Genomic DNA, 14514 nt, shown 5'->3' on the forward strand with positions numbered 1-14514 from the left:
CGGTGCTTCCGGCTGGTGTTCGGGGTCCGGCTGTGTTCTCCGGGAGGCGGCGGGGTGGATGGAGATAAATTTGACGGATAAGGGTTTTGTGCTGTATTCTGTTTGAATGGTTTGTTGTTATGCGCGGGAGGTTGTATAATTGTAGTTGGTATGGAGGGAGGACAGGGGATGGCGGGCGGGGATAGGAGGAGTAAATGCGGGATTTTGGTTAAATGTGGTATGTATGGTTTGTTTTTGGCAGCGTGATATGGATAGGGAAATTGAGGAGGATATTATGAACTGGCTTAGGGCTTATGCGGAAAAGCTATACAGGAATCTGGGGCAGTATTTTCGGTGGCTATTGTTTGGGGTTGTTACGGGAGTGGCCGTGGGGTTGTTTGCTTCGCTTTTTTCCTGGTGCCTGATACAGGTTACGGCTTTCAGGATAGGGCATCGTTATATGTTTCTGACGCTGCCGCTGGGCGGGCTGCTTATTGTTTTTACGTATAAGGCGTTTCATTTTGAGAATAACGGCGGGACGGATTCGGTGATTGAGAGCATTCACAGTGAAATCACGATTCCGTTCCGGATGGCGCTGCTGATTTTCAGTTCCACCATTATTACGATCCTGTGCGGCGGCTCCGTGGGGCGCGAAGGGGCGGCGCTGCAGATTGGGGGAAGCATCGGCAAAAAACTGGGGGACATCTTCCATTTTAATGTAAAGGATAAAAAAATCATATTGATGAGCGGCATGGCGGCGGCTTTTGCGGCTCTTTTCGGGACGCCGATGGCAGCGGCTTTTTTTGCCATGGAGGTTTCCAGTGTGGGGATTATGTATTATGCGGCGCTGGTGCCCTGTATCTGTGCGGCGCTCATTGCCCATAAAATTGCATTTTCCCTGGGCGTACAGACCGAAAATTTCCATGTGATGAATGATTTGGAGCTGTCCCTGATCCCCGGGCTGAAGGTGGTGCTGCTGGCCATATGCTGTGCGATTCTCAGCATCCTTTTCTGCATGATGCTGCAGATGGGGGAGGCCCTGTTTAAAAAATACTTTACCAACCTTTATATCCGAATCGCCGCCGGCGGCCTGCTCCTGATACTCCTCACCCTCATCTGCGGCAGCCAAGACTACCTTGGCACAGGCATGCCCGTCATCGAGCACGCCCTCTCCGGGACAGCGATCCCCTGGGCCTTTTTCTTTAAAATGCTCTTTACGGTCATCACCATATCCGCCGGCTACAAAGGCGGAGAAATCGTGCCCTCCCTTTTCATCGGCGCCACCTTCGGCTGCACCCTGGGCGCCCTCCTTGGGCTCCCCGCCTCCCTCGGCGCCGCCGTTGGCATGATCGCCGTTTTCTGCGGCGTAACCAACTGCCCCGTAACCTCCATCCTCATAGCCTTCGAACTCTTCGGCTTCGACGACGCCTACTACTTCCTCATAGCCGTAGCCACCAGCTACATGCTCTCCGGCTACTACAGCCTCTACCACAGCCAGACCATCGTCTACTCCAAGTTCGAAAACAAATACGTCAACCAACCCACCAGCCACCGCTTTTAAGTCCTTTTTCTTTTCCTCCTGAATTCTTCCATCACCTGCCTGCTCACCAGCCGCCCGTGGAGGAAACCGGTGTGCCGGCGTGGGCTATGTTCTCCAGGGGAACGGCGGTGCAGGTGTGTTTTTTGCGGATGCCTTTTATGCCATGGAGATGAGACCATAAAACCGGCAGACGCCCCTGCCGGTTTTAGTCCTGGGCTCATCGGAATGCCCGGCATAACCGGCACCCGCAAAAAATACACCTGCACCGCCGCTCCCCTGGAGAACATAGCCCGCCGCCGGCACACCGGTTTCCTCCACGGGCGGCCCCCCTCGCGAAAAAATCTTGCTTTCTTGGGTAATTACGCGTATGATATGTGTAATTTAATACATTCCTATACAGGCATGGGACAGCCCTTCATCCGCCGTCCCGTGTCTGAACCCATAATGCTGAAAGCGGAGGAGAAACCATGAAAACGCGGAATCTTACCCTCATGACCGATCTTTACGAACTGACGATGATGCAGGGCTACTTTAAGAACATGGACCGTAATGAAACGGTAATTTTTGACGCCTTTTACCGGAATAACCCGATGGAATCCGGATACGCCATCTGCGCAGGGCTTGCGCAGGTTATTGAATATGTGGAAAACCTGCATTTCGATAATGATGAAATTACCTATCTGAAAAGTCTGGGAATTTTTGAGGACGACTTCCTTGAATATCTGCAAAATTTCAAATTTTCCGGAAGCATCTATGCAATTCCGGAAGGAAGCATCATGTTCCCCAGGGAACCAATGATTAAAGTCATCGCTCCTATTATGGAAGCGCAGCTGATTGAAACCGCTATTCTGAATATTATCAACCACCAGAGCCTCATCGCCACCAAGACGTCCAGGGTATGCTATGCGGCCCGCGGCGACGGAATCATGGAATTCGGCCTCCGCCGCGCGCAGGGGCCTGACGCCGGCATTTACGGCGCAAGGGCCGCTATGATCGGCGGCTGCATCGGCACCAGCAACGTGCTTGCCGGACAGATGTTTGATGTACCCGTGAAGGGCACGCATGCCCACAGCTGGATCATGAGCTTCCCGGATGAATACACCGCCTTCAAGGTATATGCGGACATGTATCCCGGCGCCTGCATCCTGCTGGTAGATACCTATGATACCCTGAAATCCGGCGTTCCCAATGCCATCCGCGTATTTACGGAAATGCGTGAGGCGGGCATTCCGCTGACCTTCTACGGAATCCGCCTGGACAGCGGCGACCTGGCGTATCTTTCCAAGAAAGCAAGGAAGATGCTGGATGAGGCAGGCTTCCCGGACGCCGTTATCTCCGCCTCCAACGATCTGGATGAATACCTGATCGACAGCCTGAAGGCACAGGGCTGCAAGGTTACCTCCTGGGGCGTGGGCACCCATATGATCACCTCCAAGAACTGGCCTTCCTTCGGCGGCGTGTACAAGCTTGCCGCCATTATGGATGAGAACGGGAACTTCATCCCCAAAATAAAGCTTTCTGAAAATTCAGAAAAAATCACCAATCCGGGCAATAAAGTAATTCACCGCATCTATGAAAAGGAATCAGGAAAAATCAAGGCGGATCTCATCGCCCTGGAGGATGGGGTTTTTGACGAGAATGAGCCTCTTCTCCTCTTCGATCCCCTGGAGCCGTGGAAAAAGACGCTGCTGGAGCCCGGTACCTATACCATGCATGAACTGATGGTTCCCGTCTTCCTGGATGGGAAATGTGTCTACACCTCTCCCAGTGTTATGGAAATCAGGGAATACTGTCAGAAGGAGCTGGACACGCTCTGGGATGAAACGAGACGTCTTGTCAACCCTCACCAGGTATATGTGGATCTTTCCTCCGAGCTGTATCATATCAAAATCCAGCTGCTGGATCAGATGGGACAGGTTCACTGACCAATATAAAAACAACAAGGAGACTTTATGCTTAAAATAATCACGGACTCCGCCTCTGACCTGACGGAGGAAGTCATCCGCCGCTATCAGCTTCATGCCATACCCACTCCGGTGGTCATTGATGAGGTGGATTATCTTGACGGCCAGACCATCCATTCCAGGGAATTTTACAATATACTGGACGATACCAGCCGCGATGTGAAAACCTACCACATCAACCCGGCCATGTTTGAGGAAGCCTTTACCCCCTATGCCAAAAACGGGGACAGTGTAATATATCTCTGTTTTTCCACCGGAATCGCGGGCACCTTTAATGCCGCCAATCTGGCAAAGGCTAACGTACTGGAGGAATACCCCGATTTTGATCTGACCATTATCGATTCCCTCTGCGCCTCCGCAGGCTTCGGCCTTCTGGTGGTCAAGCTGCTGACCATGCTTGAGAACGGCGCCTCCAAGGAGACGCTGCTGGAAGCCGCCGAATTCTACCGCAGGCACATCCGGCATGTGTTTACGGTAAATACGCTTGCCTATCTGATTAAAGGCGGCAGGCTTTCCAAATGGAAGGGTAATCTGGCGGAAGCGCTGGATATGAAGCCGGTGCTGATTGTGGACGAAGCAGGGAGCCTGCAGGTCCTGAAAACGGTGCGCGGGCACAAGAAATCCCTGAAAAGCCTGGTGGAATATGCCCAGGAAAACGGCGTTGAAATCGAAAAACAGCTGTTTTCCGTCTGCCACGGCGAGGATGAGGAGGCTATGGATTTCGTCCTGGACCTGCTCCGGGAAAAACTGCATCCCGCAGATATTATGGTATCGGTTGTAGGCTGTGCCATCGGCGCCCATACGGGACGCGGACTCGTGGGTGTCTGTTTCCTGGATGCTTCAGAGGAGCCGTACCGGAAGTATCTGTAACCGTTTAATCCTCTGAAGGCTGCAATCTCCACAGAAGAAATCATGTCAGTATAAAAAACGCCTGTCATCCGGAAGAATCAGCTCCCGGATGACAGGCATTTTTTTGTATATTGCAATTGTTCTGTTTTCTTGCAGCTACTGTTTATTTTCCTTTCCATACAAAAACGGCCGCGCGACGTGAATATTAAAAAAGTCTATCAGCGGTCCCATAAAGAACGCCGTCACTACCGTTCCCACCCCCACTACCGCTCCCAGGGCAAATCCCACAATAACGCAGATCACATCCGTGGTAATCCGCAGATACCGGAATTTTCCCAGCTTCCGTTCCGTCAGAATCAGGGACACGGCATCATAGGTGGATACTCCCAGATCCGCCGTAAAGTACATGGCCGATGCAAAGCAGAGGATTACCAGTCCTGCTGCCAGCAGCGCAATCCGCACCGGCATGGACGGACTGTCCCCCACCAGGCCTGCCACCACGTCGTCCGAAAACTGTACCACGTATCCCAGCAGGAAAATGTTCACAAAAGTGGATATCCCGATATGATGTTTATTCAGGAGAAAAATAAGCAGCAGCATCAACAGGTTTATCAGCATATACAGCGTCCCGAAGTCCATAAATGTAACCTTGTTGCTGATTCCATTCACAAACACCTGAAATGGATCCGTCCCAAACCGGGCGTTCCGGAATAATCCCACCGCCAGTCCGCTGACGATGACGCCGATAAAGGCCATCAATATTCTTTTTTTTATTTTTTTGTCATTCATAATATTCTCTTTCCATTTTCCTGACCGTCCTTACTGCCCGGCCAGCAGTTTTTCCTCCAGATCCCTGCGGTTACGGATGCGGATCGTATGGTCGAAGGCAGTATAATCGGTGAAATATACCGTAACAGCTCCCGGGGTCTTGGTTTCACTGTCCTCCTTCCCCTCTGTAAAACGATGCTCTCCAAATCCCGGCCCGATTAACAGGCTGTCCTTTTCATTGTAGACCTCCAGTTCCGGATCCTTGATTACCAACACCTCACTGCCGTTCACCGGAAGCATCACATGCTCGCTTGCCATATAATCAATGCCGGAAAAGGCCAGCTCCACTCTCCAGGGTGCTCCCTGCACTCCCTCTGTTACCACACGCACGTCTATGCCGCCCTCCGCAGGCTCCACATACACATCAATCTCCATATCCGGTCCCAGCTTCTTCTTCCTCTTGCTCTGATCCATCTTCCACCAGTCGCTGGTTTCCGGCTTTTCTTCAAAAGGCAGGTAGTACCAGCCCCTCATGGTCTGATGGAGATGGGCCGTGCCGCCAGGCAGGATTTCCATCGTTTCCGCCTTAAACGCCCTGTGCTCACAGAAGCTTCCCGCCACCTTCATCTCCAGCTTGCTGGTTCCGTTATGGAAATAGAGGAAATTGGACTTCTCCCGCATCACCGTGTAGCTGTAGTGCCCCTTCCTGGCCCGCAGTATTCCGGAATCCTCATATAACCGGACGAAATCCGGCTGTTCATAGCGTCCCGCATACTCAAAGCTTCGGTATTCGGGGTGCAGCATCAGATAAATCAGGCATTCCGGCGAGGAAATCTTTTTTTCCTCAATGATGTCAAAAATAGTGTTGCACATCCCGAGGAATTCCGGAATGTCATATTTCATGCCCATGGCCAGATACTCTATGTAATAGCTCAATGGATATACCAGCCTGTCTTTGTCGAAACGGGTGGAATTGGCAGTGAAAATACTTCCGTCCGGCTCCCAGTAGGTAAGCATCATATGAAGGTTGCGGATAGTATGCTGCTCGTATTGGGCGTCCCCAGTGGCGTCGGAAAGCATCAGCATGGCATCGTTATTAACGCTGTTATAATTACCGGCGGATTTCTCTGCGAACTCACCGTCGGCATTGCAGTCAATCCCCTCTATCAGGTAAATACCCGCGCTTTCCGACAGCTTTTTATCATTGAAAAGCACCCCGCATTTCGCCAGTGAAGAAGCAATTGCCCAACGGTGGTTGGGCGTATGGAAGCCGCCCTCCAGCAGGCCGTATGCGCCGTCATGTACAATTTCCCCCACCCTATGTAAAAAAATCTCTTCCTGTTCGGTGCGATTCCCAAGCTTTTGCAGATACTCATACACCGGGATAAAGAAACCAATGCAGAAAGCCGTATCCGGCGCTGAGAAGAAGTTACAGGTAACATAGTCAAAAAGTCCGTTTTCGTGCTGCACGCTGCGGATATAGGAAAGCCCCAGTTCTGCCCGCTGCGCCAGCAGGGAATTGCGGTAATAGCGGCTGTCCGGATTACAATACAGCGTGATCATGGGTTCCACGCAGATAATCGTATATTTGGCCTGGACCATCCGATCCCTGTCATAAAAGCCTCCGTAACAGGGGCTTTTTTCATCCAGCTCCTGCGACCGCAGACGGCTGAATACCCGTTCCTCGGTATCCCTTAAAATTATTTCATAATGTTTTTCCATTCTCGTTCATTCCTTTCCCATTACTCAAGTACAAAGAAGTGTGGCTTAAGCATATTATTATATCCCCGGAGCCGCTCATGGCTCAGGGAATCAATTGATTACCTGAGAAAAGCCTGCTACCGGAGTAACAGGCTTATTCTGCTTATCAATAACTATAAATTTCGGTGCATCCAGCCTTCGCCTTCCATATTAACGCACTCTAGTTCTGGCTGTCAAAGTATTCTGCTCTTCCGTCCAGGATTTTCTGCAAACCTGCATTTACCAGCTCGTTACGGCCTGACTCATAGGTAGCCTCAAACTGATCTGCGGGCGCTACGATACAGCGATATACAAACTCAATCATACGGGTCTTAACATCCGTGCCGTAGGTCTGCTCATCTTCTGCTATGTAGGAGAATACAGGGAAACGGAACTTTCCTACTTCCTTCACTGTCTGGATACTTTGATACCATTCAAGGCTTGCCCACTGGGTGGCCTGGTTGTTGAAGGAGGTCTGCGCCAGCACCTCGGGATCATTGGCCCACTCAAAGTTCAGGTTCATGATGCACCAGTCATCACAGGTGCCAGGATAACCTTTCTCGTTCTTTTCAGCCTCGGCAGGCTCTACTGCCACACCAAGATCATCTGTCTTGTAATCCGGTGTATAACGTATTTTGACAGCCACTTCAGGGTCAGCCATCCAGTTCAGATACTTCATGCAGGCTTCCACCTTCTCATCACTTGTGGCGGTAGGAATCATTACAAACATGGCATAACGGTACTCAAAAGGATTTCTGTAGCTTCCATCCGGCAGATCAAAGCACTGAATGGGTACGAAGGTCTCATGACCCAATGCATTGTTCAGAATTTCAAAGCTTGCATGAGGATGATAAGGGTCGTCCAGGACGAATCCCACGTTGCCGTTGGAAATTGCCGCCATATATACATCTTCAGCCGTATCAGTAGGGAAATCTTTGGTGATCAGGCCGTCATTGTACCATTGGTTCAGCTGCTTCAGGCCTTCCTCCGCACCGGGAGCCACCGACATATACCATTCATTATAGATATAGGCTGTACGGTCATCCGGCAGATCCACATAGGAACCAAGGAAATTCAGGTACATCTTCTCGGTATCATTCCGTCCGCTCATAGCCCAGGGGATAGTGGTGTCGCCGCCCAGATTTTTTTCTTTTACAGCATAGAGATATTTGCCAAGTTCCTCTTTCGTAGTGGGCATTTCCATGCCAAGCTCGTCCAGCCAGTCTTTTCTGATGTATGCCATGTGGCGGGGTTCCTCAGTACCTCTCTGCTTCATCACGGCATATTTCTTATCCTCCATTACACTGATATCCTGGGCTTCAGCGCAGAACTTCTGGATATTGGATCCATACTGATTATAAACGTCAGTCAGTTCATGAAGCGCGCCGCTGTTGGCATAGCTGTAGAACAGGGTCTGATCATAGGTAAATACAATATCCGGGGCGGTTCCGCCGGACATCATGATATTCAGCTTGTCATCGGATTCCGAACGGGGAACGGAAACATATTCCACATTAATATTATACAGTTCCTTTACCTGCTCCTGGATCCACTGAGTCAGAGCGTTATTCTCCGTGGTTGTTCCGGGCGCCGCATTTCCTCTGTCCCATGCCATCACGCGGATGGTAACCTCTTTCCCTTTTTCCGCAGTATCTGTTCCGGCTGCCGCCTCTGTGCCGGAAGCGGCTGTCTGGGCGCTGCCTCCGTCCGCCGTGCCGGCTCCTGTCTCTTTTCCGCCGCAGCCTGCCATTGCCAAAGTCATTGCAGCGGCAAGGGCAACTGCCAGTGTCTTCTTAAAAATACCTTTTCTCTTCATAGCTGTACCTCCATTTAAAATTATATTTCTTAAAAATATCCGGATTTTCCGCCGGATATAGTTTAACAAAACCATATCACCTCTCCGGAGCCGTACATCGGTTTTTCCGGACCTTACCGGTTACCCCTTTACAGCCCCGATCATGATGCCTTTAGTGAAGAATTTCTGTACAAACGGATATACCACCAACATGGGAAGCATGGAAATCACAATACTTGCCGCCTTGATATTTTCCGCTATCAGGTTTGTAGTCATACCTTCCTCTACGGATACGTTCACCGCCTCCACAAACTGCTTCAATACCATCTGAACGGTATAAAGCGAAGAAGAGTTTATGTAGTACAATACATCACTGATCCCGTTCCACCGGCCCACCGCATAGAACAGGCCCAGGGTCGCCATTGTGGGGTATACCAGCGGAAGCGCCACTTTTGTCAGCGTGGTAAGCTGGCTGCAGCCGTCTATCTTTGCCGCGTCATAGATGGCGGAATCAATCCCGCGGAAGGAATTGCACATGATAATCATGTTGTAGGCACTCAGCGCTCCCGGAATTATCAAAGCCCATACCGTATCGATCATGCCAAAGCTTCTTACGTTCAAATATTCAGGGATGATTCCCGGATTCAGATACATGGTCAGTACAAACAGGGTCATGATGAGGCCGCCGCCCTTTAAGCCTTTCTTGGAGAGCGGATATGCCGCCAGCACAGTCATCAGAAGGTTCACTGCCGTAGAACCCAGCATCAGTACGATGGAATAGCCAAATGCACGTACGAAGCTTCCGCTCTGTAACGCCTTGGTATAGGCTTCCGTATTAAAGCCTACCGGGAATACAAAAACCCTGCCTGCCGTAATCGCATCCTTGGAGCTGAAGGATACGGAGATAACCCGCAGAATTGGAATCATCGCGATTACCGTTATCAGGATAAAAAATGCCGTCCAGAAGAACTGGAATAATTTTTCTGTTCTGCTGTTAATTCCGCTGTTCATTACACAATCCCCTCCTGTCCCATCTTCTTAATCACCCAGTTGGCCGACAGTACCAGCACGACTCCTACCACCGTCTGGAAAAGTCCCACCGCCGTAGCAAAGTCAAACCGCCCTGATGCCAGACCAATGGAATATACATAAGTGCTGATTACACTGGATGCATCACGCACCATGGTATTTCCCATCAGATAAGGCCTGTCAAAGCTGATGGACACCAGCTTGCCAATCTGCATAATCAGCAGGACGGTTATCGTGGAAGAAATCTGCGGCAGCGTCACATACCAGATTCGCTGCAGGCGTGTAGCGCCGTCTATGTAAGCAGCCTCTCCCAGGGAAGCATCCGTAGCCATCAAAGCCGCCAGGTAAACGATAAGAGAATAGCCTGCGCCCTGCCATACGCCGGAAAACCAGTACACAAACCGCCATATTCCGCTGTTGCTCAAAAACGGGATACTTTCAGCGCCCAGGGCGTTTGCGATGTTGTTCACCATACCGGTATTGGCAAACAGCTGGGTAACGATACCTGAAATAATAACCCAGGACAGGAAATTCGGCAGGTACAGCAATGTCTGCGTCACCTTACGCACCCTGCCGCTACTCAGCTCATTCAGGAAAACTGCCAGAAATATAGGGATGGGAAAGCCGATAATCAAGTCTCCCATATTCAGTATCAGGGTGTTTTTCAAGGCATCCCAGAAATCACGGGAAGTAAAGGCTTCCTTAAAATGTGCCAGTCCAATCCACGGACTGTTCCAGATACCCTGGAAAATATTGAACTTTTTAAACGCTACGACCACGCCCAACATGGGTTTGTACTTAAACAAAATCATGTAGATGACGGGAATCAGCAGCATGGCATACAGCTGCCAGTTATTTCTCAGGTAGAGTTTTGCATTTGTTTTTTTCCTGTCCGCCCGGGACGGTGTGTTCTTCCCTTTCATATGTCCTCCTGTTGTTTTGATAAATCCGGTAACTATTCAGTCACTTCGTCATCTGCTCTTAATTTTTTCCATTCCACCAGGAATAAAATAGCCAGCGCCTGTCCGTAAGGCATGGGCTTCAACGGAATTTCTTTGTAGAAATCCCTGTTTTCCCTTCCCATAGGTGTTCCATAGGATACCTGTCCCAGAACTCCCTCCTCCGATATCAGGGATAAAACAGGCTTCAGCGCCCGTTCCGCCGTCCCCAGCCACTTTTCCTCCAGAAGCCCGCAGTGCACTCCCCGCAGGATTCCGTAAGCAAAGCCACAGGTTGCGCTGGCCTCCTCGTAGGATTCCGGATCATCCAGCAGCGTGTGCCACATACCGCTGTCCGACTGATACCCCGCCAGAGCTTCCACCTGATTTCTGAGGGCCTCCTGTAAAATACGCGCCACAGGCTCGGAACAGGTTATGCTGTCAAGCAGCTCCGGAATTGCAATTGTAATCCAGCAGTTCCCCCGCCCCCAGAAAGCCCCTGCAAAGTGGTTTCTTTCCAGAAAGGTCCATCCATGGTACCAGAAGCCGCTGACCGGATCCTGCAGGTATTTCATATGCAGCAGAAACTGATACTGGGCCTCGTTCCTGTAGTCCTCCCGATCCAGGATTCTTCCCATATTGGCCAGGAAAAGTACGGTCATCACCAGGGTATCGTCCCAAAGCTCCTGCTCATTGACATCATCGGAGGTCATATGCTGTATCCCGCCTTCCGAGGTTCTGGGCATTTCGTACATGATCCATTCCGCGGCTTCCCGGCAGGGCTGCAGGTAAGTCTCACTCTGCAGGTATTCCGCCAGATAGGAGAGGGTCAGATAAGGAGCGGCCGTATTCACATTGCACTGCGGAAAGCCTACCTGCAGCTGTCTGTCATAATACCGGGTCAGCATTTCCAGATATTTTTTCTCGCCGGAAGCGGCAAACAATTTCCAGATGCCGTAAAGTCCTACTCCCTGTGTCCATTCCCAGTGCGCGTATTTTTGCAGTTCTTCCTCAGGAAGGTTCTTTTTCCGGCGCATATTCTCCATGAATATTTCATCATCCTCATATAAGATCTCCGAAAAGGCTCCTATCAGCTGCTGAAGCTTTTTGTCAACTTCCTGTAACATTCCTTTATCCTCCTGCCTTTATCTGAACAATAACCTGCTGTATTTTTCATATTACTTGCCATTTGGCATTTGCCCTGCTATAATATAATTGTGAAAAAATTGGCTAAATGCCGGCGCGGCAGAAAGAAGGTACGTTATCCATGCCTCAGACAATTGAATATGAAGAAAAACATTTTATCATTGTCAACGATATTGAAAATTCTCTATTTTATTTTTTTGATTTCGACGTCCGTTCTACGGAAAAGAACATGGAATTTGAGCATCTTCATTCCTATTACGAAATCCATATACTGTTAAGCCCAATGGCCACACATTTCATCGAGGGCATCCCCTACAGAATCCGAACTAATGATTTCGTTCTGCTGGAGCCTTCCCGCCTGCATAAGTCCTTTTATCCCAGTGAAACGCCCTCCAAGAGACTGGTCATCACCTTTATGTACCGCGACGATGGCTATGGTTTCAAAGACACCTACGAAAATCTTTTAACGCCTTTTCATGAGCCCGTACCTATCTTCCGTTTTCCGGAAGCCCAACAGGAGGTTCTGGTTCGGATCCTGAATGAAATCGTAGCGTTGTCCCACCAGGCCGGCTCCCAGGAAATGACCGGTGCCTATGAGCTCATGGTACACAGCCTGTTTACCCAGTTTCTGTATTACCTGAAGGACTTCCAGGACTGCAATATCTACAAGACAGAGAACCCGGAGGATCGTCTGTCCGAACGGATATATACCGTAGCCAATTATATCCATACCCATTACATGGACAACCTCACCCTGGAGGAACTTGCCAAAAGCATCTACATGGATCCTTTTTATCTGTCCCATCAATTTAAGGAAGTCACCGGCTATACCATTACCCAATACATCCACCTGGTACGCATCCGCAACTGTCAGTTCCTGCTGCTCAATACGGAAGACAAGATTACAGATATTTCTTCCGCCTGCGGCTTCACCAGCTTTTCACAATTCAACCGGGTCTTCCATAAGTTCTGCAACGAGTCTCCTTCGGAATACCGTAAAAGCCAGTCAACCGGCCGGCTTCTTACAGAACGGCCTAAGATTTTACATAACTGATCGTTTCTTTACTTTTCTGAGTATAACGTAATTAAATCGCATAGTCTATGTATTAATTGTGTTTTAGGAGGTAAAAACATTGCATATTTTGCGTTCGTTTGGTGATCGCAAGACCGATTGGTTCATAGACAGCTGTAAAAAACGCCGCCTGGTATTCCTCTTTAACTCCATGGCGGCGTTCTCCTTTGCCGGCGGCTTTCTCTTTTGCCGGCGGCTTTCTCTTTTGCCGTAAGCACCTCTCTTTTCCTCCCGCTGCTCACAGAAAATACATTGCGGCTGCAATCAGATATACCGCCGAATAATACAGCGTCAGAAGCACCCCGCTCAAAACACGGGATTTCGTTTCGTGCAGCAGGCGGAAGCCCAGAATATTATCGGATATATAAAAACAGATTCCTCCTGCCGCCGTCAGATACCCGGCCGGGCTGCCCAGCTGAACCGCCGCCGTCACAGCCATCGCTGACATGGCGGAAAGAAGCGCCGCATAACCTATCATAAGTATCATCTGCCAGCCGGGCTGCGGCAGAAATTTCCCATGAAGCAAAAGCATGAGCAAAAAGAACAGCAGAAATACCAGCACCGTGTATCCGCGAAACTGTGTCAGATGCATATAAGCCGCGATAAAACAGACATGCCCCAGCCCAAAGGAGACAACTCCCGAAAGGAAATAAAGCTCCAGCAGCACATCCGCCGTCATGCACAGGAAAGCCCCTGCCAAAATCATCAGGGAAAGCGTCCTGTGCACCTCCTGCGCTGTCAGGGCATACAAAAATGCCAGCATAACCGGCATGGCCGTAGCCAGCGCCTTGAATACCAGCACCTGTTTTTCTTTTTTTGTATTATTCCGAAAATAATGCTGACCGAAAGCAGCCATCAGCACCGCCGCTGCTGCAAGCAACAAGAACTTCTGTAAATTCATAGGCAGCCACCATCTATTCCGGAGCACCGGCCGCGGTCCGTCCCTCCTCCGCAGCTTAAGCTCCTCTTTTTATCATCATACCTCATATGAACGTATATTTCTATCCCGGGAACAAATTCTGATAAATTTAATAGGGTGTGGCCTAAAAGCCGCTATTCATTCCATGCGCAGTAACAACGGTGGAGCTGCCGCTGAATTATCGCAATACTGGAGATTTAGGAATACGCAATATAGTGGCTTCTGCAATATGGCAATACAGCAGCTTACATAATACGGCAGATGTCAATAATACGGCAGATTGACAGCAGGAAAAAAGTACGCGTATACTGAATATACTTTATTCATAAAGAATAAGCCGTTCCTGCCCTGTGCGGAACGAAAAATCAAACGGAAAGCAATAGCAAACAGCAATTTGACGAGACAATAACAGGCGCCGCGGACAGTATCGATCCGGGCGCCTTAAATATGTTCTTATCCAAAGAGCAGGTGTATGATAATGAAGGCAATATCCAATGGGAGCCGCTGGAAAACGCCCTGAACGTCACAGCCGTAAGGCAGGGCACAGACGGCATCACCGGAAAAACGCTGGAAAAGCTTCTGGCAAAACGCATATTCCCCATCGTACGGGTCCGCGTAAACGGTTCCGGCAGCTTTCATTATGTACTTATCGTAAACAGTAACGGAAAAGAATTCCGGTGCATGGATCCCATGAACCCTTCGGACTCGCTTGTACCGTTGTCTGACTTTGGTAACCGCATCTATGCGGTCAGATATGTTTACCGGGAATGATGTG

At 49.9% G+C, this 14514-nt stretch carries 14 protein-coding genes; 6 read left to right on the forward strand and 8 right to left on the reverse strand.

All coding sequences use genetic code 11. The features are described from left to right. Positions 1–274 precede the first annotated feature (274 nt). Positions 275–1540 (forward strand): chloride channel protein, encoded by a 1266-nt coding sequence (locus FYJ45_RS08715; protein ID WP_195841742.1) that lies wholly within the window; start codon positions 275–277, stop codon positions 1538–1540. Between the two features lie 135 nt (positions 1541–1675). On the opposite strand, the gene FYJ45_RS08720 is transcribed toward FYJ45_RS08715, so the two are convergent. After that, complete coding sequence (locus tag FYJ45_RS08720) at positions 1676–1837, reverse strand: hypothetical protein (protein WP_154464297.1); 162 nt, start codon at positions 1835–1837, stop codon at positions 1676–1678. A 149-nt stretch (positions 1838–1986) separates the two neighbouring features. Between FYJ45_RS08720 and FYJ45_RS08725 the strand changes: the two genes are divergently transcribed. Continuing rightward, positions 1987–3444 carry a nicotinate phosphoribosyltransferase gene (locus FYJ45_RS08725; protein ID WP_154464298.1) on the forward strand — a complete coding sequence of 486 codons (1458 nt, stop codon included), beginning with the start codon at positions 1987–1989 and terminating at the stop codon, positions 3442–3444. Between the two features lie 27 nt (positions 3445–3471). Further along, the gene (locus tag FYJ45_RS08730) at positions 3472–4353 is read left to right on the forward strand and encodes a DegV family protein (protein WP_154464299.1); all 882 of its coding nucleotides are present in this window, start codon (positions 3472–3474) and stop codon (positions 4351–4353) included. Positions 4354–4488: 135 nt separating this feature from the next. On the opposite strand, the gene FYJ45_RS08735 is transcribed toward FYJ45_RS08730, so the two are convergent. The 6 genes from FYJ45_RS08735 to bglB all read right to left on the reverse strand — a co-directional run bounded on the left by FYJ45_RS08735 (position 4489) and on the right by bglB (position 11729). Further along, on the reverse strand, positions 4489–5121 hold the full coding sequence (locus tag FYJ45_RS08735; protein WP_025487617.1) for a YczE/YyaS/YitT family protein: 633 nt from the start codon (positions 5119–5121) through the stop codon (positions 4489–4491). A gap of 30 nt (positions 5122–5151) precedes the next feature. Further along, entirely contained in the window at positions 5152–6822 is a 1671-nt protein-coding gene (locus tag FYJ45_RS08740) for a hypothetical protein (RefSeq protein ID WP_154464300.1), read from the reverse strand. A 199-nt stretch (positions 6823–7021) separates the two neighbouring features. Then, complete coding sequence (locus FYJ45_RS08745) at positions 7022–8656, reverse strand: extracellular solute-binding protein (protein ID WP_195841743.1); 1635 nt, start codon at positions 8654–8656, stop codon at positions 7022–7024. Positions 8657–8776: 120 nt separating this feature from the next. Continuing rightward, positions 8777–9646: a carbohydrate ABC transporter permease gene (locus FYJ45_RS08750; RefSeq protein WP_021639510.1), complete on the reverse strand. Its 870-nt coding sequence runs from the start codon at positions 9644–9646 to the stop codon at positions 8777–8779. Then, on the reverse strand, positions 9646–10587 hold the full coding sequence (locus FYJ45_RS08755; protein WP_154464302.1) for an ABC transporter permease: 942 nt from the start codon (positions 10585–10587) through the stop codon (positions 9646–9648). The genes FYJ45_RS08750 and FYJ45_RS08755 overlap by 1 nt, the downstream gene beginning before the upstream one ends. A 32-nt stretch (positions 10588–10619) precedes the next feature. Beyond that, positions 10620–11729, reverse strand: a complete 1110-nt coding sequence (gene bglB, locus FYJ45_RS08760) for a beta-galactosidase BglB (protein WP_154464303.1) — start codon at positions 11727–11729, stop codon at positions 10620–10622. A gap of 140 nt (positions 11730–11869) precedes the next feature. On the opposite strand from bglB, the gene FYJ45_RS08765 reads away from it, so the two are divergent. Both FYJ45_RS08765 and FYJ45_RS08770 read left to right on the forward strand, forming a co-directional pair. Beyond that, positions 11870–12802: a helix-turn-helix transcriptional regulator gene (locus FYJ45_RS08765; protein WP_035323848.1), complete on the forward strand. Its 933-nt coding sequence runs from the start codon at positions 11870–11872 to the stop codon at positions 12800–12802. Positions 12803–12881: 79 nt separating this feature from the next. Beyond that, on the forward strand, positions 12882–13034 hold the full coding sequence (locus tag FYJ45_RS08770; RefSeq protein ID WP_154464304.1) for a hypothetical protein: 153 nt from the start codon (positions 12882–12884) through the stop codon (positions 13032–13034). Between the two features lie 24 nt (positions 13035–13058). Here the strand turns inward: FYJ45_RS08770 and FYJ45_RS08775 are convergent, their stop codons facing one another. After that, positions 13059–13721 (reverse strand): lysoplasmalogenase, encoded by a 663-nt coding sequence (locus FYJ45_RS08775; protein ID WP_154464305.1) that lies wholly within the window; start codon positions 13719–13721, stop codon positions 13059–13061. A 465-nt stretch (positions 13722–14186) separates the two neighbouring features. On the opposite strand from FYJ45_RS08775, the gene FYJ45_RS08780 reads away from it, so the two are divergent. Beyond that, positions 14187–14510, forward strand: a complete 324-nt coding sequence (locus FYJ45_RS08780) for a hypothetical protein (protein ID WP_154464306.1) — start codon at positions 14187–14189, stop codon at positions 14508–14510. Positions 14511–14514 lie beyond the last annotated feature (4 nt).

Origin of the sequence: Eisenbergiella porci (genome assembly GCF_009696275.1) — a bacterium.
In the GTDB taxonomy this organism is placed as follows: Bacteria; Bacillota; Clostridia; order Lachnospirales; family Lachnospiraceae; genus Eisenbergiella; species Eisenbergiella porci.